Genomic DNA, 21164 nt, shown 5'->3' with positions numbered 1-21164 from the left:
GTTCACGTGTCTACCTATCGCGCTCCGCTGCAAGACATCCGTTTCGTGATCGATCACTGGCTGCAAGCGCCGGCGGCCTGGGCTGAATCCGAGCGGTTCGCCGGCGTCGACAGCGCGCTGGCTCACCAACTGCTGGAGGAGGGCGCGCGCTTTGCAGAACACCAGTTGCTGCCTTTAAACATGAGTGGCGACCGCGAAGGCTGTAGCTTCCACGCCGGCACAGTGACCACCCCGAAAGGTTTCCGCCAGGCCTACCAGCGTTACGTGGAAGGCGGCTGGCCCGGTTTGACCTGCGCAGTGGAGCACGGCGGCCAGGGCCTGCCGCTGCTGCTCGGCGCGGCGCTGCACGAAGTGATCTACGCCTGTAACCATGGCTGGGCCATGTACAGCGGCATCGCCCATGGCGCCTACGAGTGCCTGCGTACGTTTGGCTCTGCCGAGCTGCGCCGGGCCTGGCTGGGCAAGATCGTCAGCGGTGAATGCCTGCCCACCATGTGCCTGACCGAACCCCAGGCCGGCAGCGATGTGGGGCTGATACGCACGCAGGCGCGGGTGGATGAAGCAGGGGCTTATCGGCTGACGGGCAACAAAGTATTCATTTCGGGTGGCGAGCACGACCTCACCGACAATATCGTCCACCTAGTGCTGGCGCGGCTGCCCGATGCGCCTGCTGGCAGCCGTGGTCTGTCGTTGTTCCTGGTTCCCAAGTTAACTGAGCAAAGCCAGTCCAACGGCGTTCATTGCACCGGCATCGAACACAAGATGGGCATTCACGCCAGCGCTACCTGCAGCCTCAGCTTCGACCAGGCTCAAGGCTGGCTCATCGGCGAGCCCCATTGCGGCCTGGCTGCGTTGTTCGTGATGATGAACAGTGCCCGCACCTACGTGGGGCTGCAGGGCTTGGCCCATGCCGAAAGCGCCGGGCAGCGTGCCATGGCCTATGCACAGGCGCGTGTGCAAATGCGTGCGGTGGTGCGTCCTGAAGGTGCTCAAGCTGCCGCAGCGGACCCGGTGGCCTTCCAACCGGCCGTGCGTCAGGTGTTGTGGCAGTCTCGAGCACTGACCGAAGGCATGCGCGCCATCGGCTATTGGAGTGCCCACCTGCTCGACCTTGCCGAGCAGTCGCAAGGGGCGGCCCGTCACACCCTGGAGGCCCGCATCGGCTTGCTCACGCCCGTGGTCAAAGCCTTTTTCACCGAGCAAGGGTTCCAGCTGGCCAGTGACGCGTTGCAGGTGTTTGGCGGTTACGGGTACGTCACCGAATCGGGCATCGAGCAGATCGTACGCGACAGCCGCGTGGCCATGATTTACGAGGGCACCAACGAGATCCAGGCCAACGACCTGCTCGTGCGCAAGGTGTTGGGCGACCGTGGCGAGGCGCTGGAAGCGCTGCTCGATCACGTGCTGGAAGATGCGGTTTTGGCGAGTGACGCCGAAGGCAGGCGTTGGGCGCAGCAGTTGCACGTCGCCAGTGAAGGATTACGCGCTTGGGTGCGTGGGCTTGTGCGGCATGATGACAGGGAATATGCCTACCGGGCAGCGGGTGACTTCCTGCAAGCGTTAGCGATGGTGTTGCTCGGCCATGCCTGGGCCCGGGCGGCACGCTTGGCGTTGATGCAAGTGGAGCAACCGTTCTACCGGCGCAAACGCCAAACGGCGGCGTACTTCTTTGACCACCTGTGGTTGCGTTTTGAGTACCGGTTGCAGTGCCTACAAATGGCCGCACTACCGCTGCCGTTCGTGGATGACCTGTAACAGGCTTACGCATTCCGTGTAGGAGCAGCCTTGCGCTGCGAAGAGGCCCGTGACCAAACCGGGAATCTTCAGGGCTGCTACCGGCCTCTTCGCAGCACAAGGCTGCTCCTACCCAGACCGCGCATGACCGCTGCGAAGAGGCCCAGCTGTGAAACTTCGGAGAGAGGAAATCAGATTTAACCCCTTCCTTGTAGGGCATTTCCCAAACATACTCCTGCCGCCTTTTTTCCGTTGCGGCTGTTCAGGCAGCGCTCTAGTCTCGGCGTGTCGCTGAAAACAGCGATCGGCTTTGACAGGCCGCGACGGTATTAAGCATATAGCTCGCTTCAATGGCGGCTGTACGTGCGGGCACGCTTGCGTGCGCCGGAACTTTGCTTAATCCGCCGGTCTGTCAACCCACGTACAGCTGCCACCCTTCTGTTTGACAGCAGGCAGGTGGCTGCACCATGAAAGGATTAAGTGATGCTAAAAATAGTCCCCGATCCACCCCACAACCACCATTCCCTAGAAGACACCCTCATCCAGGCAGCGGACTACGCCTTGTGCGCACAGTCCGTGGCAAATCAGGCCATTCTCCTACAGCCCAAATCACCCGTGTCGATCTTGATGATGGCGACGATGCATGAGCTGGAGGCACTGCGTGTGCTGCTTGAATCGGCGTTGATCCAGGTGCAGATGCCGGCGCATCAGCCACGGACACAGCATTGAGCCACAGGTAATGAGTTGCCTGTTCGGGCCTCTTCGCGGGGCAAGCCCGCTCCCACAGGTATGGACTGCCCCCAAGAGGTTGGACACCAATCCAACCCTTGGGGGATCTATGGGCAAGTACACCGAGCAGTTCAAGCTCAAGGCGATTGCAGCCTACACTCGGCTGGAAAACACCCGCTGAAGCTCTGAATGAGTATCTAAAATCTGTTCAACAATCTTGTGTTGCGACGATCGATTGAATCCGCCCTGACTGCCTTGGTCTGAGTGAATCATCACTTGCTGCTGTGGCTTGCGTCGCCAAACGGCCATCAGCATCGCGTCGATAGCAAGGTCGCTGCTCATCCTTGGCTTCATTGACCAACCAATTACTTGGCGTGAGAAGAGATCCAGCACTACCGCCAGATAAAGCCATCCTTCATAGGTGCGGATGTAAGTGATATCGGTCACCCAGACCTTGTTCGGCTCGCTGACCTTGAACTGCCGGGCAAGGTGGTTGGGCGAGGCCACGGTTGGTTTTCCGCCATAAAACCCAGGACGACGGCGATAACCCGTTTGCGAACGCAACCCCTCTGCTTGCATCAAACGACCGACTCGATTTCGCCCGCATGTCTCTCCCAGCTCACGCAGGTCACCATGAATTTTGCGATAGCCGTACACACCTCCGCTTTCGAGCCAAGCATGTTTGATCAAACCAAGCAGACGATGATCTTCTTTTGCTCGGGCAGATTGAGGCTCCGCCAACCAAGCGTAGTAGCCGCTGGGATGCACCTTGAGGGTTTGGCAAAGGCGCCGCACCGGGTAATCCGTCGAGTGCTTCTTGATGAAGGCGTACTTCAGCCGCACTCCTTGGCAAAGTACGCGGCGGCCTTCTTTAAGATGTCTCGCTCTTCCGTCACGCGCTTGAGTTCAGCGCGCAGCTTGCGCAGTTCAGCCTGCTGATCATTGTCTTGCTGACGCTGCTCTTGGGGCTTGCTGTAGACCTTGATCCAGGCGTAAAGGCTGTGCACGGACATGCCCAGGCGCTGGGCGACCTCAGCGACAGGCTTGCCTTTCTCGGTCACTTGCTTGACCGCTTCGATCTTGAATTCTTCAGGGTAACGCTGACGACTCATGGCACCTCCTATTTGGGCCTCATTATGAGGCTTGGAGGTGTCTACGAAACCAGGGGCGATTCAAAAAGACCTCCCCTCCGCATCATTTTTCCAGGAACTCAGTGAACCTACACGAATATTAAATCTTGACTTCAGTGTTGCATCGTTATCAAACAATGCATACATATCATCCGGCGTACCGCTCAAAAAGATATTGAGCTGCCACTCGTGCCCGGCCATCCCCTTTATTGAGCCTAGCTCTCGATGCATAGCCGCCCCTGTTAAAGCGAGTCTTAACATCGCTGCCTCGTCAACAAAAACCCCGCGCACGTTATGTTCCCTAACTAAAATCTTAGCCAACGCTACATCCCTGTAGCTAAGATTCAATGGGCGCGTATGAAATCGTTCCCCGATTGCAGCGAGGAACAACTTCATAATGCTGAGATTTGCGCTATTTTTTACCAAATCGAGATATATAATCTTGCCCGGCCAACCTGACGCAGCCTCAAAGCTTTGCTTTTCCCAACGTACTCCAATAGACGACTTGCCTAAGCCGGGAAGAGCTATGAGCGACATGCCGGCGTTTGACGTATTTCTGGGCGATGCGATCAGCCGTTTTGCACTTTGCTCGACGGCCATCGCCGAGGGATAATTAAGAAATACGTCACGCAGGCACGCAATAGCCCGCTCCTCACGAGGAAGCTCTAACAGCGCCAATGCTCGGGGACTTAAGTGGGTCACAGGTCATCCCCCATCATGACTGGTATAGGGCCTTGGTGAGGCTTAGTAGACGCTTTGGGATCCAGAAGGGGGCTGGATGCAGGCTGATTGATCTTGCACATCTTGTCCTCAAGATCCCGGCTCTCCTGCAGCCGACGCTGCTGCTGTTGAGTCAGAAGAGACTGTTTGAGGTGATGCTGCACCTCCATGGCTTGCAAACCTTCAGGGGTATGCTGCCCTGCTGGAAGTCCGGACTTACGCAGAATATTCCACTCGATCATGGTTTTCGGAAAATTCTCTGCATTGATAAGTTTGACAGGAACCCATAATCCTTTGTCCATTACCCACGCCCTGTGCAAGTTGCCGTAATCGAGTTTGATGATGACGCGCTCTCCGACTCTGTTCCAGTAAGGGCCGGGCTCATACAACAACTCCAGAGTCAGGAGTCCCTCACGTCTTACACGTATATTCCTCTGATGGAGCATGCCGATCTTGAACTGGATTGCGTCTTTGACTACTGGAGGCGTTCGTACTACACCGTCCTTTTCACCGAAGTCCCTAATCCACCGTTGATTGGGCGTTAAACCATCCTTACCTGGACATTCATGCAGAATACATATTTGCGTTATAATAAGGATAAATAGGTCTTTAATGGAATATTCTGCGAGCTTTTCTGGATTTTCCCCTCTTGCGATTTTTCTACTGGACGCTATCGCTCCATTCAGCGTTTGAATGAAATAGCGGTTCAGCACACCAATCTTACGCTCTACCTTCCCACCACTCTGGGGGCGCTCTCTACGCTCATGACGTATGTCATTAGCGGCAAGCGTTGCAAGCACAGTTTTGGCATTGAGATCACCGCCACCATCTGTTCTGAGCCTGGATAGCTTCCCATACTGTATCCATTTAAACTTTTCAGAAAGCCCGAACTCCGCTAACAGTTCATCTTTAGGCTGTAATGCCATGAAGAATGCATTCGCGAGTGTGTTTCTTGAGGGCGCACCGTACGATAACCAAAATCCTAGATAGGATCCCGTATGGTCATCACTGATGATGGTAAGGTTCGGTCGCCCCAGTACTTTTCCAGTGATTGGATCGACCGCATGACAGTCGAGTGGACTGTTATCAGCCTGTCCAAGTTCAAGGGCGTGCTGTGTTACTGCACCAAACGGGAAGGAGTCCAATTTATCCCGCGCTGCGACAGGGCCTTTGGTATTAGCGACTGCTTTGCGCATGGATGCCTGCTTGAATCGTCTCTCAACCGTGGAGGCAGAAGGCGGATTTTTTGAGATGTTTTTGCATTCCCACCGGACACGGTTAAGGACAGCGACTACAGATGCACCAGGCCCCTTGTAGGCCTCATCGATCGCTATAACCAGAATATTTTCAACCTCATCCTCTAGCTGAGTATCACCCTTTCTCCGTCCAGAAACACCAGGCACCAGCGCTTCCCATGATTGCCATTCCCGATAGCGACGAAGTAGATCATTCACAACCGTTCGCCCGAGGCCAAGCCTTTGCTCAGCTTCTTCTTTGGTGATCTGCTCCAGATACAGAGGTTTAATAACCTCCTCCCGGGCTGTCCCCACAATAATTTGTTCAGGGGTATACGGGGCAACAGGCCTGACCTCATTGTCCGGCTTGGCGTTTTCGACACTAACGTCACTTGCCGCGCGGATTTGCTCAACGGCCTTGGTACTGATCTTGTAAACCTTGCTCTTAGGTACCTCAATTGAAGGCACAGGTAATCCGGTGAGTTTGACCCGGTAACAGCCCCGCTCCGGAAAATCGCCGTCTATTAGGTAGATGCCTTCCTTACCATCCACAAAAACTGCTTCACCTATTGAAAATTCCATAGCTATCGCCCGATCATTTCGAGGCGCAATGAGCGATACCGGCTATGCAACCGGTCTCTGACAAACCCAAGTGTTGGCGGATCAATGTTCAGCAGGTCACATTTGGCGCAGACGTCTCGCCATAGCGCTTTCAGAGAATAGTTAGGGGCCAGGTACTGTGATTCCAGCAGGATGAGAAAGTAAGTGATTGACTTGATCCGATACTTGGCCTCTTCGTCCTTGGTAATGGCAAGGTACTCTGCAAACTCGCAAGCAGGATTCGATTCGAACACGGGCTTAGCTGAGGCTTTGGACTTTTTGCGAGAGGCTCGGACGATTTTGTCCATATGATTGCGGAACGCCCCGACCGGATCCGTTGACATGGTCAGCCGCTCCTCGGGCAGAGCCAGCTGGAGTCCATTGGACAGTTTGCAGAGACGTACAACCCCGCCGCGCTGCTTCCATACAGCTTCTACGACCAGCAGATCGGACGCCTTACCCACCGAGCAAAAATCGCCGACAGAGACCATTCATTCATGCTCCAATCGTGCACCTGATGCCTAAGGATAGGTCGCCGTCGGAGACATGATCGTACCGCTGATCCAAAAAAACGGAGGTTCGTAAGGCATTGATTTATATGAAGTCCACTTCGCTAAACTCCGTTTTTTTGTGACAAAAAAACGGATATTAGTGATGATTTTTGAGAAATTAGTGCTGTTTCAAGGAGCTAAGTCGTGAACGGAGGTATGTGAATTTGGACACCAGCCGGCCGGCCAAACGCCATTCGGGCGTAGTCAACAAAAGAACCTTTGGTGGGATGTGCCGCTGCCATCTCGCCGAGCATTCGCATTACTAGAGCGACGATGATGCCGGTTATGGCATAGGTGAGGAACGCACCCGGGCCGGTTGAGGCAATGACTGCGCTGGAACCGACGAACAGACCTGCACCAATAACGCCGCCAAGGGCAAGCATGCTGATATGGCGTGTTTTCAGTGATCGTTTTAGGCGCGGATCATGCTCTGACTGAATGGGCATGGGGTGTCTCCTTTTATTATTGTTCAACGCTTGAACAGGAGACTAAAACGCCTTTGCGGTACTGGAAATCGTTAAATGTTCAGGTTTGCGAGCATGGATTTGTACAAATGTATGATATCGAATGCGGCTACTTAGAGGCACCTTAGCTCCGCTTTGCTATGCTTGCCCGCAATGTTATAGATTGTTATGAAGCAATGCGGAGATGTAGAGATGCCAGCGGCAAGAGGCCGGTGCCGCTGCGGTCGGGCGAAGAGTCTAGCTTGATGCCCAATATACCGACTGCATCCAGGCCAAAGCCGACAACGCCATCGGAATAACCGGACTGCCACTTGAGCATGAAGCCCTGGGCCCACTCGGCGCGTCGCGACTGGCTGGCGGTATCACCATGGAAATCGCGGTCGAAGTAGAGGTTGCGCACCTCCAGGCTGCCCTTGCCGTCGTCGGCAAAGCCTGCCTGGGCCGCCTGGCACGCGCAGCCAAGCGCCGCGAGCATCAGCGATGCCCGCCGGGAGGAGGATACATTCATGGTTACGCCTTGGGATTTCTGACGCAGCGCATCACCACCAGGCAAGCGATCAGGATCAGCGGTGCAATCGACAGCATGCCCATGTAGCTGCTGCCGGTAAGGTCATTGATTTTACCAACCATCACCGGCGCGACGATGCCGCTCAGTTGGCCAACCGAGTTTATCGCCGCAGTGCCCGTGGCGATGGCCAGCCCTGAGAAAGTCGATTGGGGAATTGTCCAGAAGATCGGGATGGCGATGAATGTGCCTGCGGTGGCCAGCACCAGCGCAGCCATCATGGCCACCGACGAGTCGGAGTACAGGCAAGCCAGCAGATAACCGCAAGCGGCGGCCAGAAGGCAGTACACCAAGTAGCGCTTGCGCTCACCCGTACGGTCGGATCGGCGGGTCAACCACACCATGCCAATGCAGGCCACTGCATACGGCAATGCCGACAGCACGCCGACCCACAGCATGTCCTGCACGCCGGACGACTTGATCAGGTGTGGCATCCAAAAGTTCAGGCCGTAGGAAGCAGTTTTCACCACGTAGTAAATGAACGCCATGATCGCCACTTCGCGGGTCAGCAACACCTGCCAGATTGACCCCAGAATTGGTTTCTGCACGCGCCTGTCCTGAGCCAAGTTCTCCGCCAGCAGGTCTTTCTCCTGGCGGCTAAGCCATCTGGCCGACTCGATGTCGCGGTCAAGCTTCCTTAGCACCAGCAGCCCCAGAAACACGCATGGCAAACCCGACATCAGAAACAGCCAGTGCCAGCCCGCCAGGCCCAATACACCATCCATGGTTCCCAGCAGGAAGCCCGCAGCCGGCCCGCCCACCGCCCCGGCCAAGGGCACGGCAAGGAACCACAGGCCGTTCATTTTTGCCAAGTGTTTCTTAGGGAACCAGCAGGCCAAGTAGAACAGGATCGCCGGGCCGAAACCCGCTTCCATTACTCCGATCAGAAAGCGCAGGAAATACAGCGTGTAATGGGTGTAGGCGAATACCAGGGCCGCCGTGGCCAGGCCCCACGACACCATGATCCGGCAGATCCAGGCCGGCGCCCCGTAGCGCTTGAGGCCCAAACTGCTCGGCACTTCGAACAGCACGTAGCCGATGAAGAACATGCTCGCGGCCAGTCCGTAGGCGGCGTCGCTCAGGCCCAGCTCAGCCTGCATCTGAGTCTTGGCGAAACTGATGTTGATGCGGTCGAAGTAGGAAAAAAGGAAACAGATGATGGCCAGCGGCATGATGCGCCAAGCCACGCGGCGGTAAAGCAGCAGTTCGTCGATGTGGCTGTCGGCGCGCTCGCGCGCCACTTCGCCAGTCAAGGCAACCATGGTGAATCTCCATTTTTGTAATTATTGGAGAGCGACGGCGCCCGTTGAGGGCGCCGCGTACAACGTGTCAGCCAATGCGCACGAGCTTTTCCTTGAAGGCCTGGCCCTTGCGCACGTACTCGGCGGCATTGGCGTGCATGCCGGCGACGGCTTCGGGGCTCAGCTCACGCACCACCTTGGCCGGCGCGCCGAGAATCAGGGAGTTGTCGGGGAACACCTTGCCTTCGGTGACGATGGCGCCGGCTCCGACCAGGCAGTTGCGGCCGATCACCGCGCCATTGAGCACCACCGCCTGGATCCCGACCAGCGCGCCATCGCCGATGCTGCAGCCGTGCAGCATGGCCTGATGGCCGATGGTGACGTTGCGACCCACGGTCAGGGCAAACCCTGGGTCGGCATGCAGCACCGCCCCTTCCTGAACATTGCTGTGCTGGCCGATGCGGATCGGCTCGTTGTCACCGCGCAACACTGCCTGCGGCCACACGCTCACGCCCTGCTCCAGGGTGACATCGCCGATTACCGTGGCGTCCTCGGCGATGAAGGTTTCCGGGTGAAGGGTCGGGGTCAGTTTGTCGTATCGATAGATGGCCATTCAGTGCACTCCCTGGGCCGGGTCGTCGGTTTTCAGCACCCCCGCCGCACACAGCTCGGCGATGCGTTCATCGCTATAGCCCAGCTCGCGCATGACCTTGTGCGTGTGTTCGCCAATCCGCGGGATCGGCCGGCGCGGCTGCAGGCGCTGGCCATCCAGCGACAGCGGCAGCAAGGGCATCGGCGTGCTGCTGCCATCTTCCAGCAGCAGGTTCGCCATGCCACCGCTCTGGATCAGGTGCGGGTCGTCGAACAGTTCTTCTGGGCGGCGGATCGGCGCGAACGGAATACTGTTCGCCTCCAGTTCCGTAGCCAATTGCTGGGCATCGAGATTGGCGAACACCTCGGCCAGATCCGCCAGCAGCCGCGGCCGCTGCAATACCCGGTCATTGTTGGTCGCCAAGGTCGGGTCGTCGAGCAAGGCGGTCTGGCCCAGCAACTGGCACAGGGCCTGCCACTGGCCTTCACCCGTGGCAGCGACGAACATCTGCTCGCCGCCCGCGAAGGTGAACACGTCGTAGACCGCCCAGGCACTGATGCGGTTGGGCATCGGCGCCGCTGCCTGGCCGGTCACCACGTACTGCTGCATGTGCTGGGCCGCGAGCAACACGCAGTTTTCGTATAGTGCACTCTGCACTTCGCGGCCGACACCCGTGGTGTTGCGCTCGTTGAGCGCGGCCAGTACACCAATGGCGCCGAACATGCCGCCCATGATGTCGTTTACCGAACTGCCGGCGCGCAAGGGGCGGCCCACCGGCCCGGTCATGTAGGCCAGGCCGGCCATCATCTGCACCACTTCGTCCAAGGCTAGGCGGTTGTCGTACGGGCCACTGAGGAAGCCCTTGTGCGAGGCATAGATCAACCGTGGATTACGCTGGCGCAGCGTGGCGTAGTCGAAGCCCAGTGTGTGCATGCGCCCGGGTTTGAAGTTCTCGATGAATACGTCGGCGCTGTCGATCAGCGTCAGCACCGCCTCACGGCCCTGGTGGGTGTCGAGGTCGACGGCGATACACTGCTTGTTGCGGTTGAAGGTGCGGAAGAACCCCGCCCCCGCCCCGAGCAAGCGGCGAGTGCCGTCCCCGCGGGTGGGTTCGATCTTGATCACTTCGGCACCCAGGTCACCCAGGATCATGCCGCAGGTGGGGCCCATGACCATGTGCGAAATCTCGACGACACGAATGCCGTCCAAGGGGAGTCTGGACATTACGCGTTCCTTCGGTAGTTGAGCGGCAGGCCGGCGCGGGCAATAGCGCCGTAAAGCGGTTCATCCGGCAGCACCTCGCGCAGCAGCTGGCGGGAAGCGATCAGCGCTGGCAGGTCGATACCAGTGTCAAAACCCATGCTCTGCAGCATGAACACAAGGTCTTCGGTCACCGTATTGCCCGACGCACCTGGTGCGAACGGACAACCGCCAAGGCCGGCAAGCGATGCATCCAGCTCGCGAATACCCTGCTGCACCGCCACCAGGCTGTTGGCCAGGGCCAGGCCACGGGTGTCGTGGAAGTGCGCGGCACGCAGTCGCTCGCCGGCAATGGAGCGAACGGCCTGGATCACAGTAGCCACCTGGCCGGGGTTGGCGTAGCCGGTGGTGTCGCCCAGCGAGACCAGGTCGCAGCCCGCCTCGATCACCTGGCGGGTCAGCTCGCACAGGTCGGCCAATGGCACATCGCCCTGGCGGGTGCAGCCAAAGGCCACCGACATGCCGGCGATCATCTGCACATCGTGACGCCCCAGCTCGTTGCGCAGTTGGCACATGCGCCCCAGTTCCTCGACCATTTCCTGCGGCGTACGGCGCACGTTGGCCAGGCTGTGGGCGGTGCTGACGGATACCGGCGCGACGATACGCTGGGCGCCTGACTCCAGCGCATCCTGCGCACCACGCAGGTTGGGTGCTAGCACCGTTACCAGCAGATCGGGGTACGTCAGGGCATGGCCCACCACCTGTCTGGCATCGGCCATCTGCGGCAGCAGCCGGGCCGGCACGAACGAGGCAACTTCCATATGGCGCACGCCAGCGGCATAGGCGCGATCGATCCAGCGCAGCTTGGCGGCAGTCGGCATTACCGTGTGCAGGCTTTGCAGGCCATCGCGCATGCCGACTTCGTTGATTGTTATTGTTGTCATCGCGGTCTCTCTGTCTGAAGCGTGGGGCCAGACTAAGAGCAGGACGACAGGCAGAAAAGACGTGTTTCACGGGTTGATCCATCGTCAGCCGCGATGGATCAGCTCCGTGTCTGCCAAGCCGGCGCACGCAGCAGCAAATGGTCGAGCAAGCGACGCGCAGACAGGCTCAAGGCATGGCGGTCGCGCATGCAAATGACGAACTCGCCAAGCGCCCAGTCATCGGTCAGCGGGATCACTCTCAGGTCGAACAGCTGCGCATAGCGCGCCACCGCCTCCTGCGGGAACACTGCGAGGCCCAGGCCGAACTGCACCAGACGATAGGCCGCGTCAAAGGACGACACGTACGAGCGAAAACGCAATTCCTTGCCCGCCGCCTCAGCGCTGTTGCGCATGAAGGTATTGAGCGTGGCGAATGCAGACAAACCCAGATGCTCGTAATCCAGCGTCTCTTCGAACGCGATACTGCCCCGCCCGGCCAGCGGGTGATCGGCGCCAACTACCACGGCCAGATGATCCTGCCGGTACGGCACGAACTCCAGGTCGCCAACGGCCATCGACTTGCGGCAGATGCCCAGGTCTGCATTGCCCTCCGCTACCCCGCGCACCACATCCGGACTGAAGCGTTCTTCGATATCCGCCTGAATCAACGGATTGTCGAGCATGAAGTCCGATAATTCCTCGGGAAGGAACTCCATGATCGACGAGACATTGGCTAGCACACGCACATGCCCGCGTGCGCCGTCCGCGTATTCACTCAGTTCGCTTTGCAGAGATTCGATGGCGCGGGTCAGTCCTCGTGCATGGCGCAAAAGTGCGACACCCGCCGGGGTAGGTTCGACGCCACGCTTACTGCGTTTGAGCAGAGTAATGCCAAAGCGCGCCTCAATGTCCGAGATTCTCTTGCTGACAGCGGAGGGCGCCATATATGCACGCTCGCTGGCTCGGGCGATAGTGCCTTCTTCGCAAATGATTACGAACAGGTGCAACGATAAGTGATCGAGGTGCTGCATCACATTTCCCACTACTAGAGACGACGAGCATAGCTGCCGCAGCAGCCGAGCCAGGGTGCTTGCATTTCCTTCATCGCCTTAGCTTGACTCCGCCGGCGGGGATTTCCAAGAAGCCAGTGCACACCGTCTGATTCTCCAGCGTCAACGCCTTGGGCTTCGGCAGCTCAAATTGCTTGAGCTGATAGTGCTTTGAACATCCACTGCTTAAACTGAGAAACTGCATGGGGCTGCCTAGGTCGGCGTGGATGCACTAGGTAGTGACCAACGTACCGAACGCTATTGCTGACATGGCGAAGCGGACTGACCAAGCGACCGCTCGCCAATTCCTGCTCGGCTAACAAATCAGATTCAAGTACTACGCCCAGACCTCCTGCAGCAGCAGCTATGCCCATAGAGCTCCGGTCAAACGCCAAGCCGTAGTTACTCGGTGGCTGCATTCCATTCGCTGCAAACCAGCCTCTCCACTGGACGGACTGACCGTCGCTTTGGATTAGGAACTGAGAATATAAATCCTGAGGGGTGTGCAGATGCTTGGCTACCTCCGGGCTGCACAGCGGTGTTAACTCCTCGATGCGCAGCGGCGTCTTCTCATGAGGCGACGGTCTGGGCTCACCGTAGACGATGTCCAGGTCGAAATCATCGTTATCGAACAGCGCATAGTCTGTGCTCGCTGAAATACGCAGATCAATTCCTGGGTGGTCTTCTAGGAAACTCGCTAACCGCGGCACCAACCACTGGCTGGCGAAGGTGGGCGCCGTGTGCAGACGTAGAGGTACCGCAGGCTCGTTGGTCGCGATCGCAAGGCCTCGACTCATTTCTTCAAACCCGCGCTGAACGTGATCCAGCAGCATGGCGCCTTCTAGCGTCAGGGATGTGTGGCGCGTGTTCCGCGTGAAGAGGGTAAGTCCTGCGGCCGCTTCCAGTTTGCGAATCGCATGGCTGACCGCGCTCGGGGAAAGATCGAGCTCCTTTGCTGCCTCGACAAAAGAGCAGGTACGACCCGCTGCTTCAAAAACTCTGAGGGCAGGGAGAGGCACCCGTTTCAAAAGCTTCATAGATGAATCCAGTTCATTAGTTGACGAATTTAAACCTTTTGTCGAGCCACTATTTTTACATGAATATCAGGGCATTACCCAATACGGTTGCTGACTGATGAATAGATTGCGTCAGTAAACCCGGATCGCTGGTCACCAATGGAGAACAATATGACCGAGATTCACCACCCGCTTTTGGCCAGGATGTCGGAACACGCGTGGCGTATTCGGCGTTTCGCCTTGCGCATGGGAGAGGTTCAAGGCCAGGGCTATGTGGGCCAGGCGCTGGGCTGGGCCGACGTGCTTGCTGTCGCCTACTGCCACGCCATGAATATTCGTGCTGATGACCCGGAATGGGAAGGTCGTGACCGCTTCCTACTGTCACACGGGCATTACGCCATTGCTCTATACGCCGCCCTCTTGGAAGCAGGGGTTCTTCCAGAAGAAGAGCTAGAAACCTACGGCTCCGACGACAGCCGACTGCCGATGTCCGGGATGGCGACCTATACGCCCGGCATGGAGATCTCGGGTGGTTCACTCGGTCAAGGCTTAGCGATCGCGGTAGGCCAAGCTCTTGCTCTGCGCATGAAGGGCAACGATGCCTTCGTCTACAACTCGATGTCCGACGGAGAACTGGATGAGGGGGCGGTGTGGGAAGCAGCTATGTCGGCATCGCATCATCAGTTGGGCAACCTGATCAACTTGGTAGACATCAACCGCCAGCAGGCTGATGGCCCCTCCCATGACATCCTCCAGTTCGAACCCCTGGTCGATAAATGGGCAGCGTTTGGCTGGCATGTACAGCGTGTAGACGGCAACGACCTGCAAACCGTGATCGAGGCGTTCGACATTGCTCGCGGTTTTACGGGGGACAAACCTCGCGTGATCCTGTTCGACACGCTAATGGGTAAGGGTGTGCCTTTCCTGGAGCAGCGGGACAAGAACCACTTCATCAGGGTCGAGCCCGAGGAGTGGCAGCAAGCACTTACAGACCTCGACGAGATCTATGCGACCCGGAGCCCACAATGAACGCCGCCTCCTCTACAAAGCCGAAACTCACCACTTCGTCCATGATCGCCTCTATCGCAAGCGAGGGTCAGCGCACCACGTCAGCACCGTTCGGCCACGCCTTGATAAAGGCAGGCCAAAAGAACCCACGCATTGTCGGCATGACTGCAGATTTGGCCAAGTACACTGACTTGCACATTTTCGCCCAGCGCTATCCAGAGCGTTTCCTGCAGATGGGCATGGCTGAGCAGTTGCTCATGGCTGCTGCCGGCGGCATGGCGAAGGAAGGCTTCGTGCCTTTCGCCACCACCTACGCGGTATTCGCCACCCGACGCGCTTATGACTTCATTCATCAAGTGATCGCTGAGGAAAACCTGAACGTCAAAATCTGCGCAGCGCTGCCGGGCTTGACGACTGGGTACGGCCCGAGCCATCAGGCTACAGAAGATCTGGCGATGATGCGCGCGATTCCGCAGATGATGGTTATCGATCCTTGCGATGCATTGGAAACCGAGCAGTGCGTGGCCGCGATCGCCGAGCACGACGGCCCTGTCTATATGCGCCTGCCTCGTGGGCGGGTACCGCTGATTCTCGACGAGTACGATTACCGATTCGAACTCGGTAAAGCCCAGCTCCTACGAGATGGCAACGATGTGCTGGTCATTTCCTCCGGCCTTATGACGATGCGTGCTCTGGAAGTCGCAGACGAACTGGCCAAGCACAAAGTGGACACCGCCGTTTTGCACGTTCCGACAATTAAGCCGCTCGATGTCCAGACCATCCTGGAGCAATGCCGGCGCGAAGGCCGTCTGGTGGTCATTGCGGAAAACCACACTCAAATCGGCGGCCTGGGTGAGGCCATCGCCATGGCGTTGTTGCAGGCCCGCGTACAGCCTGAAGTACGTCACGTTGCGCTGCCCGATCAGTTCCTGGATGCAGGCGCACTGCCGACATTGCACGACCGCTACGGCATCTCCAAAGACGTCATGGTCGCCAACATTCAGCGCTGGCTAGGCTGACCATTCTCTGACCATACGGTGGTACCCGCTCACGTTGAACGCCCTTCTGCCTGGGCTCGTTGAGCGGGCTCGTGCCGTACAGCCCGATACTCCTCTGGATCGTCCCAATAAGTACAAAGGTGATGGCGATGCAAAAAGGCACCAGTCTCCTGAAGAAAAAACGTGTATGGATCTATGCGTTTCTCTTCACCCTGACCTTGATCAACTACGTCGACCGGGTCTCGCTCTCAGTCGCATCCAAAGTCCTCAAGGAAGAATTCGATATCTCGCCAGTTGCGATGGGATACCTCTTCTCATCGTTCGTGTGGCTCTATTTCCTCGCTCTCATCCCCATGGGCTATCTGGTGGGCCGCTTCGGCCCCAAGAAGGTTAATGGTTATGGGATCGGTGTTTGGTCGGTTGCAACGGCCTGCACTGCATTGTCGACTGGTTTCATCTCTTTGCTCAGTTGCAGGCTGATCATGGGCATGGGAGAAGCTACCACCTACCCCGCCGGTGCCCGGGTCATTCGCGAATGGATGCCGCTTAAAGAGCGCGGTATGGCCACTGCGGTCTTCCACAGCGGCAGCCTGGTTGGGCCGGCCATTGGTGCCATTGGTTTCGGCTGGCTGATCAGTACATTCGGCTGGCGCATCGCATTTGTCGTGGCCGGTGCATTGGGCTTCGTCTGGCTGGCTGCCTGGTTGAAGTGGTACAGCCATCCCGCTAAAGCGCCGTGGCTGGGGGATGCCGAACGCGCAGAAATTGCCGCTGGCAGCGTCTCTTCCAGTGCAGACCCTGCCCGGACTGTTTCCCTTGGTCTGAAAGGCCTCGCTCGCTCTAGCAGCATGTGGGCCATCGCCTTGTCCCATGGATGTGCGGTCTATGCCACCTACTTCTTCCTGACCTGGTTGCCAAGCTATCTGCAAGCCGAGAAAGGTCTGACGGTGATGTCGAGCGGTATCTACACCGCGATTCCGTATCTGGGCGCTGCAATTCTTGCCATCGTCATTGGTCGCTGGAGTGACAAAGTGATGCGCCCAGGGGCCGCAGAATCGGGACAGAGGCGCATGGTCGTTGCCAGCGTCTTGCTGGCGTCTTCGATCATCTTCCTGGTTCCTGCAATCGACAATACCTGGGCAATTCTTTTCGTAATCACGCTTTCGCTAGCCACTTGTGCCTCAGCGATTTCCCTGAACCTCTCGCTGGTCAACGATCTGGTGCGCTCGGAAGACGATGTCGGCACTGCAGCTGGCTTTATCACTGCAGTCGGCAATCTGTTCGGTCTCCTCGCTCCGATCGTGACTGGCTACGTGGTGGCCGGCTCTGGCAGCTTCGCCTTGGCCTTCGTCGTCGTCGGCGCATTACTTGTGATCGGCTCAGTCCTCTCGATGTTCTGCACACGTCGGCCCATCGGCTTTACAGCCTCCGGCAAACAGGCCGTGGCCTGAATCAATAGCAAATGAAGGAAGTAGTGGCGTCATGAATCAACGTAGTAGTGAATCCCGCAGCAACGGCCGGGCCTCGGCTGGTCACAGCGGGAAATGGCGGCTGGCGACCGTCGTGTTAGCCCTGGCGCTGGGGGCATTTGGCATGGCCCTTTTTGGCGGAGGCGTATGGCTGATGGCTTTGGGCGGTAGCTGGTATTACGCCCTCACCGGGGCGGGATGCGTAGTAACCGCTGTTCTGCTGTGCAGGCAACGATTAGCAGCTGTGTACCTGTTCGCCGTGATCTGGGGCCTGACACTGGTCTGGGCTTTATGGGAAGTCGGACTCAACTGGTGGGGGCTTGTACCACGTCTCGTGGCAATCACCGTCATCCTGTTGTTGATCCTTGCCGTGTCGCCGTCATTGCGTCGCGCCCCCCGCTCTGCTGCGTAAAGAGGTTTGTAATGTTCCTAACAGTCAAATGCAGAAGCGCGCTGGCGCTCGCCATTTCTTGCGTGCTTCAGATGCAGTTCGCTCAAGCTCAGCAGATGCCTCAGGTAGGCAGCGATTGGCCATTCTATGGCGGCGATCACAACGCTCAGCGCTTCAGCCCACTCAAGCAGATTACCCCGGAAAACGTCGGGCGCCTGGAGCGCGCATTTGTGTATCACACACGGGACTTGCCGAATCCTGGCAGTCGGTACTCGCCTGAAACAACCCCGGTCAAGGTCGGCAACGACCTGCTGATGTGCTCTGCTAAAAACATCCTTATTTCGATCAATGCTGCAACCGGCAAGGAAAACTGGCGTCACGACCCTGGAGTTCCTGATCAGGCCATTCCTCACGCAGCAGCATGCCGCGGCGTAGCGGTGTATACCGCGCCAGAGATCCCTGAGTCCGCACAATGCCGCAGCCGTGTGGTAGAAGCGACACTGGATGCGAGGCTGGTAGCTGTAGATCTGCGCACGGGCGAGCCTTGCAAGGACTTCGGGCAAAACGGCACCGTAGATCTTTGGGAAGGTCTGGGCAAAAAAGTCCCCGGATGGTATGCGGTTACAGCGCCACCTACCATCGTCAATGGCGTGGTGGTCACGGGAGCACAAATCCGCGACGGTCAGGACGAGGATGCACCTTCTGGGGTGATTCGCGGCTACGACGCGATCACCGGGAAAATGGCCTGGGCTTGGGATCTGGGTAACCCTGAAAACGTTCATGGCCCAGCCGAAGGCAGCACCTACACCCGTGGCACCCCGAATATGTGGACGGCTGCAGTGGGCGATGAGCAGCTTGGCTACGTCTACCTGCCGATCAGCAACTCCTCAATTGATTACTTCGGCTCCAACCGTAGCGAGGAAGAAAACAAGTATTCGACCTCACTGGTGGCCGTCGACGTGAAGACGGGCAAGGACGTATGGCACTTCCAGACCATCCGCCATGATGTGTGGGATTATGATCTGGGCAGTCAGCCAACCCTTCTTGATTTCCCTGATAAGGACGGAAAACCAGTGGCTGCAGTGCTGCTGCCGACGAAGCAGGGTGACATCTACATCCTGGATCGCGCAACTGGCGAGCCTCTGGTTCCGATTGGTGAAGTCAAGGCACCAAAAGGCGGCTCCGTTGAACCCCAATTCCTGGCTAATACTCAACCTACCTCCGAGTGGCACACTCTACGCAAGGCGCCGAAAACCGAAGCGGACATGTGGGGCTTCTCACCACTCGATCAGTTGATGTGCCGCATCCAGTTCCGCCAGGCCAACTACGAAGGCTACCTGACGCCGCCATCGGTGGATCGTCCCTGGATTCAATACCCAGGCTACAACGGTGGCTCCGATTGGGGTTCGGTCGCGATCGACCCAGTTCGACGACTGCTAATCGCCAATTACAACGACATTCCTAACCTCAACCAGCTCATACCGCGTGAACAGGCAGACAAGATGGGGCTCAAACCTATCTATGCGCCAAAGGTTGATGAGACCTCGCTGAACAAGGCTGGCAGCAAATCGGGCAAGGGCGAAGGTGGAGCATCGACCTATCCGCAGGTCAACGCGCCTTACGCGATCAGTGTGAATGCGGGATGGCGTAACTGGGGCACCGGCGTACCGTGCTCGGCACCACCGTATGGCGGAATTCGTGCAATCAGCCTGGATACCGGCAAGACCGTGTGGGACGAGCCGCTGGGTACCGCGCGTCGCAACGGGCCTTTCGGCATCCCGTCGCATCTGCCACTGAATATCGGCTTGCCGAACAATGGCGGAACGGTGGTCACCGCAGGTGGACTCACCTTCGTCGGCGCGGCGACTGACAACTTGTTCCGAGCCATCGACACGGCTACCGGTGAGGTGCTGTGGGAAGACGCATTGACGGCGGGCGCCCAAGCCAACCCGATCTCGTACGAGGTTGATGGCGAGCAGTATGTGCTCGTCTCAGCGTCTGGCCACGCCTTCATGGAAACCGGCACCAGCGACGAAATCATCGCATACAAGCTGCGTAAGTAATGCCTTGACGGGGCCCACTTGGGCCCCGTCTTGACACTGATTCACAGAGGAGTTTGATCATGGATTTGGGCTTGCAAGGTAAACGCGTACTGGTTAGCGGAGCTTCCAGGGGTATCGGGCGGGCAATTGCCAAGTTGTTTCTCGATGAGGGCGCCAAGGTGGCATTCTGTGCTCGGGGTACCGCAGGCGTCCAAACGACGCAACAAGCACTCGGTCATGACGCCATCGGTACCGCCGTTGATGTCACCCAGCCCGACCAGGTGCAGGCGTGGGTCACGGATGCAGCGCAGCGTCTTGGAGGAATCGATATCGTCGTGCCGAACGTGAGCGCTCTGGCTGGCGGAGATGACTTGCAGACATGGCGGCGAGCCTTCGACACCGATTTACTGGGAAGTGCGACGATGGTCAAAGCCGCCTTGCCCGCCCTGCGTGAATCGCAAGCCGCATCGGTTGTCCTAATTTCCAGCGTATCGGGCCGCGAAGTCGATATGTTCGCCGAGCCATACGGCGTATTGAAAGCAGCCTTGCTGCACTACGGTAAAACGCTTTCTGCACGCCATGCGCGCGAAGGTATTCGGGTGAACTCTGTCTCCCCAGGAAACGTATATTTTCCTGAGGGCGTATGGGGTGACATAGAGCGCGACCAGCCCGAGACCTTCGCGAAATGCCTAGCTGAAAACCCGTTGGGCCGCATGGCTACACCCGATGAAGTAGCCAAAGCAGTCGTATTCCTGGCCAGCCCTGCTGCAAGCTTTACCACCGGCACAAACTTGCTCGTGGATGGCGGACTGACACGCTCAGTACAGTTCTGAGCATCCAGGCCCAACGGTAGTAATCCGGATAAATTTGAATGATGAAACTCTATTTTTACGAACATTGCCCGTTCTGCACGCGTGCTCGGATGATCGTTGGACTCAAGAGTCTCCCGGTGATGCTTCAGGTCATCATGGAGAGCGATGCCGAAACGCCCCTGCGCCTGATTGGAAAAAAGGCTGTGCCGATCCTGCAGAAGGAAGACAGCAGCCATATTGGGGAAAGCCTAGATATCGTGCGATATCTCGATGGCATCGGCCCGACAGTACTGGTGGCGCCGCAAGACCCAACCTTGGACGCTTGGATCAAAGAAGCCTGGCCCACGGCACTCAAGCTATTCATACCACGCTTCGTCCAGGCAGACTTCGCAGAAATCAACACGCCAATGGCAAGAGAGGCGTACCGGCTGCGGGAGGAACAAGCCTTCGGGGATCTGGAGGCTTTGCGTGGAGCCACATCCAAGCTGGTGGCGGAACTGCAACCTCTGATCAACGACCTTGTTCCGCTGGTAAAGGACAGAACAACAATCGGCATCAACGATGTCACGCTTTGGCCCGTATTGCGATCGCTCTCCATCGTTCGAACCGTTGAATTCCCAGATCAAGTGCGCGATTACATGCATCGATTGAGTGAGGCATGTGGCGTTCCCCTGCTCTTCAACCAAGCTGCTTGA

At 57.9% G+C, this 21164-nt stretch carries 19 protein-coding genes and 2 pseudogenes; 9 read left to right on the top strand and 12 right to left on the bottom strand.

Annotated features, from left to right (window positions below; all coding sequences use genetic code 11):
• Positions 1-6 precede the first annotated feature (6 nt).
• Both ACMCNM_RS16475 and ACMCNM_RS16470 read left to right on the top strand, forming a co-directional pair.
• Positions 7-1755 carry an acyl-CoA dehydrogenase family protein gene (locus ACMCNM_RS16475; protein WP_412764949.1) on the top strand — a complete coding sequence of 583 codons (1749 nt, stop codon included), beginning with the start codon at positions 7-9 and terminating at the stop codon, positions 1753-1755.
• 462 nt (positions 1756-2217) lie between these two features.
• Positions 2218-2463, top strand: coding sequence for a hypothetical protein (locus ACMCNM_RS16470; RefSeq protein WP_027596371.1), 246 nt, complete (start codon positions 2218-2220; stop codon positions 2461-2463).
• A gap of 246 nt (positions 2464-2709) precedes the next feature.
• Here ACMCNM_RS16470 and ACMCNM_RS16465 read toward each other — a convergent pair.
• The 12 genes and pseudogenes from ACMCNM_RS16465 to ACMCNM_RS16410 all read right to left on the bottom strand — a co-directional run.
• Positions 2710-3575 (bottom strand): annotated as a pseudogene (locus ACMCNM_RS16465) (IS3 family transposase); the annotation flags it as partial.
• Positions 3576-3635: 60 nt separating this feature from the next.
• Positions 3636-4295 carry a TniB family NTP-binding protein gene (locus ACMCNM_RS16460; protein WP_412764948.1) on the bottom strand — a complete coding sequence of 220 codons (660 nt, stop codon included), beginning with the start codon at positions 4293-4295 and terminating at the stop codon, positions 3636-3638.
• Positions 4292-6130, bottom strand: a complete 1839-nt coding sequence (locus ACMCNM_RS16455; protein ID WP_412764947.1) for an integrase — start codon at positions 6128-6130, stop codon at positions 4292-4294. Before ACMCNM_RS16455 ends, ACMCNM_RS16460 begins: the two co-directional genes overlap by 4 nt.
• A 2-nt stretch (positions 6131-6132) precedes the next feature.
• Positions 6133-6639, bottom strand: coding sequence for a hypothetical protein (locus ACMCNM_RS16450; RefSeq protein WP_412764946.1), 507 nt, complete (start codon positions 6637-6639; stop codon positions 6133-6135).
• A gap of 197 nt (positions 6640-6836) precedes the next feature.
• Positions 6837-7145 carry an amino acid permease gene (locus tag ACMCNM_RS16445; protein WP_412764945.1) on the bottom strand — a complete coding sequence of 103 codons (309 nt, stop codon included), beginning with the start codon at positions 7143-7145 and terminating at the stop codon, positions 6837-6839.
• Between the two features lie 208 nt (positions 7146-7353).
• Positions 7354-7671: pseudogene (locus ACMCNM_RS16440) on the bottom strand (OprD family outer membrane porin); the annotation flags it as partial.
• A 2-nt stretch (positions 7672-7673) separates the two neighbouring features.
• A complete protein-coding gene (locus tag ACMCNM_RS16435) occupies positions 7674-8990 on the bottom strand; it encodes an MFS transporter (protein ID WP_186678541.1) in 1317 nt (438 codons plus the stop codon).
• Between the two features lie 67 nt (positions 8991-9057).
• Positions 9058-9582, bottom strand: a complete 525-nt coding sequence (locus tag ACMCNM_RS16430; RefSeq protein ID WP_238214229.1) for a gamma carbonic anhydrase family protein — start codon at positions 9580-9582, stop codon at positions 9058-9060.
• Positions 9583-10785: a CaiB/BaiF CoA transferase family protein gene (locus tag ACMCNM_RS16425; protein WP_412764944.1), complete on the bottom strand. Its 1203-nt coding sequence runs from the start codon at positions 10783-10785 to the stop codon at positions 9583-9585.
• A complete protein-coding gene (locus tag ACMCNM_RS16420; protein ID WP_027593265.1) occupies positions 10785-11705 on the bottom strand; it encodes a hydroxymethylglutaryl-CoA lyase in 921 nt (306 codons plus the stop codon). Before ACMCNM_RS16420 ends, ACMCNM_RS16425 begins: the two co-directional genes overlap by 1 nt.
• Positions 11706-11803: 98 nt before the next feature.
• Positions 11804-12715, bottom strand: a complete 912-nt coding sequence (locus ACMCNM_RS16415) for a LysR family transcriptional regulator (protein ID WP_085272853.1) — start codon at positions 12713-12715, stop codon at positions 11804-11806.
• Positions 12716-12879: 164 nt separating this feature from the next.
• Positions 12880-13770: a LysR substrate-binding domain-containing protein gene (locus tag ACMCNM_RS16410; protein WP_412764943.1), complete on the bottom strand. Its 891-nt coding sequence runs from the start codon at positions 13768-13770 to the stop codon at positions 12880-12882.
• A 150-nt stretch (positions 13771-13920) separates the two neighbouring features.
• Here ACMCNM_RS16410 and ACMCNM_RS16405 point away from each other — a divergent pair, with 150 nt between their 5' ends.
• The 7 genes from ACMCNM_RS16405 (at position 13921) to grxB (ending at position 21164) form a co-directional block, all read left to right on the top strand.
• The gene (locus tag ACMCNM_RS16405; RefSeq protein WP_412764942.1) at positions 13921-14778 is read left to right on the top strand and encodes a transketolase; all 858 of its coding nucleotides are present in this window, start codon (positions 13921-13923) and stop codon (positions 14776-14778) included.
• Positions 14775-15776 (top strand): transketolase family protein, encoded by a 1002-nt coding sequence (locus ACMCNM_RS16400; RefSeq protein WP_027593269.1) that lies wholly within the window; start codon positions 14775-14777, stop codon positions 15774-15776. Before ACMCNM_RS16405 ends, ACMCNM_RS16400 begins: the two co-directional genes overlap by 4 nt.
• A gap of 128 nt (positions 15777-15904) precedes the next feature.
• Entirely contained in the window at positions 15905-17206 is a 1302-nt protein-coding gene (locus tag ACMCNM_RS16395) for an MFS transporter (protein ID WP_274885321.1), read from the top strand.
• A gap of 31 nt (positions 17207-17237) precedes the next feature.
• Positions 17238-17636 (top strand): glucose dehydrogenase, encoded by a 399-nt coding sequence (locus tag ACMCNM_RS16390; RefSeq protein ID WP_027593271.1) that lies wholly within the window; start codon positions 17238-17240, stop codon positions 17634-17636.
• 11 nt (positions 17637-17647) lie between these two features.
• On the top strand, positions 17648-19678 hold the full coding sequence (locus ACMCNM_RS16385; protein WP_238214223.1) for a pyrroloquinoline quinone-dependent dehydrogenase: 2031 nt from the start codon (positions 17648-17650) through the stop codon (positions 19676-19678).
• Positions 19679-19737: 59 nt separating this feature from the next.
• Positions 19738-20490, top strand: coding sequence for an SDR family NAD(P)-dependent oxidoreductase (locus ACMCNM_RS16380; RefSeq protein ID WP_099454167.1), 753 nt, complete (start codon positions 19738-19740; stop codon positions 20488-20490).
• Positions 20491-20528: 38 nt separating this feature from the next.
• On the top strand, positions 20529-21164 hold the full coding sequence (gene grxB / locus ACMCNM_RS16375) for a glutaredoxin 2 (RefSeq protein ID WP_412764941.1): 636 nt from the start codon (positions 20529-20531) through the stop codon (positions 21162-21164).

This window comes from Pseudomonas sp. NGC7 (assembly GCF_047159675.1).
In the GTDB taxonomy this organism is placed as follows: Bacteria; Pseudomonadota; Gammaproteobacteria; order Pseudomonadales; family Pseudomonadaceae; genus Aquipseudomonas; species Aquipseudomonas kermanshahensis.
The sequence above is the reverse complement of the archived record's forward strand: the minus strand, read 5'-3'. Positions and strand labels throughout refer to the sequence as shown.

Bases quoted from the DNA above. Each gene is read 5' to 3' on its own strand.
- ACMCNM_RS16445 (WP_412764945.1), bottom strand. From the start codon at position 7,145: ATGCCCATTCAGTCAGAGCATGATCCGCGCCTAAAACGATCACTGAAA.
- ACMCNM_RS16415 (WP_085272853.1), bottom strand. From the start codon at position 12,715: ATGCAGCACCTCGATCACTTATCGTTGCACCTGTTCGTAATCATTTGC.
- ACMCNM_RS16470 (WP_027596371.1), top strand. From the start codon at position 2,218: ATGCTAAAAATAGTCCCCGATCCACCCCACAACCACCATTCCCTAGAA.
- ACMCNM_RS16420 (WP_027593265.1), bottom strand. From the start codon at position 11,705: ATGACAACAATAACAATCAACGAAGTCGGCATGCGCGATGGCCTGCAA.
- ACMCNM_RS16410 (WP_412764943.1), bottom strand. From the start codon at position 13,770: ATGAAGCTTTTGAAACGGGTGCCTCTCCCTGCCCTCAGAGTTTTTGAA.
- ACMCNM_RS16425 (WP_412764944.1), bottom strand. From the start codon at position 10,785: ATGTCCAGACTCCCCTTGGACGGCATTCGTGTCGTCGAGATTTCGCAC.
- grxB (WP_412764941.1), top strand. From the start codon at position 20,529: ATGATGAAACTCTATTTTTACGAACATTGCCCGTTCTGCACGCGTGCT.
- ACMCNM_RS16395 (WP_274885321.1), top strand. From the start codon at position 15,905: ATGCAAAAAGGCACCAGTCTCCTGAAGAAAAAACGTGTATGGATCTAT.
- ACMCNM_RS16450 (WP_412764946.1), bottom strand. From the start codon at position 6,639: ATGGTCTCTGTCGGCGATTTTTGCTCGGTGGGTAAGGCGTCCGATCTG.
- ACMCNM_RS16435 (WP_186678541.1), bottom strand. From the start codon at position 8,990: ATGGTTGCCTTGACTGGCGAAGTGGCGCGCGAGCGCGCCGACAGCCAC.
- ACMCNM_RS16455 (WP_412764947.1), bottom strand. From the start codon at position 6,130: ATGGAATTTTCAATAGGTGAAGCAGTTTTTGTGGATGGTAAGGAAGGC.
- ACMCNM_RS16385 (WP_238214223.1), top strand. From the start codon at position 17,648: ATGTTCCTAACAGTCAAATGCAGAAGCGCGCTGGCGCTCGCCATTTCT.
- ACMCNM_RS16400 (WP_027593269.1), top strand. From the start codon at position 14,775: ATGAACGCCGCCTCCTCTACAAAGCCGAAACTCACCACTTCGTCCATG.
- ACMCNM_RS16430 (WP_238214229.1), bottom strand. From the start codon at position 9,582: ATGGCCATCTATCGATACGACAAACTGACCCCGACCCTTCACCCGGAA.
- ACMCNM_RS16380 (WP_099454167.1), top strand. From the start codon at position 19,738: ATGGATTTGGGCTTGCAAGGTAAACGCGTACTGGTTAGCGGAGCTTCC.
- ACMCNM_RS16405 (WP_412764942.1), top strand. From the start codon at position 13,921: ATGACCGAGATTCACCACCCGCTTTTGGCCAGGATGTCGGAACACGCG.
- ACMCNM_RS16390 (WP_027593271.1), top strand. From the start codon at position 17,238: ATGAATCAACGTAGTAGTGAATCCCGCAGCAACGGCCGGGCCTCGGCT.